General features: G+C 55.4%; 1 rRNA gene. It reads left to right on the top strand.

Annotated elements, in window-relative coordinates:
- Positions 1–623: ribosomal RNA gene (locus SCM96_16050) — 23S ribosomal RNA — on the top strand; the annotation flags it as partial.

Here is a 623-nt window from a genome sequence, read left to right as displayed (position 1 = left end):
GATGACTTGTGGCTGGGGGTGAAAGGCCAATCAAACCGGGAGATAGCTGGTTCTCCCCGAAAGCTATTTAGGTAGCGCCTCGTGAATTCATCTCCGGGGGTAGAGCACTGTTTCGGCAAGGGGGTCATCCCGACTTACCAACCCGATGCAAACTGCGAATACCGGAGAATGTTATCACGGGAGACACACGGCGGGTGCTAACGTCCGTCGTGAAGAGGGAAACAACCCAGACCGCCAGCTAAGGTCCCAAAGTCATGGTTAAGTGGGAAACGATGTGGGAAGGCCCAGACAGCCAGGATGTTGGCTTAGAAGCAGCCATCATTTAAAGAAAGCGTAATAGCTCACTGGTCGAGTCGGCCTGCGCGGAAGATGTAACGGGGCTAAACCATGCACCGAAGCTGCGGCAGCGACGCTTATGCGTTGTTGGGTAGGGGAGCGTTCTGTAAGCCTGTGAAGGTGTGCTGTGAGGCATGCTGGAGGTATCAGAAGTGCGAATGCTGACATAAGTAACGATAAAGCGGGTGAAAAGCCCGCTCGCCGGAAGACCAAGGGTTCCTGTCCAACGTTAATCGGGGCAGGGTGAGTCGACCCCTAAGGCGAGGCCGAAAGGCGTAGTCGATGGG

The organism is Acidobacteriota bacterium (assembly GCA_033549365.1).
In the GTDB taxonomy this organism is placed as follows: domain Bacteria; phylum Acidobacteriota; class Aminicenantia; order Aminicenantales; family Saccharicenantaceae; genus JAWSUF01.
This window is presented reverse-complemented; position numbering and strand designations above follow the sequence as displayed.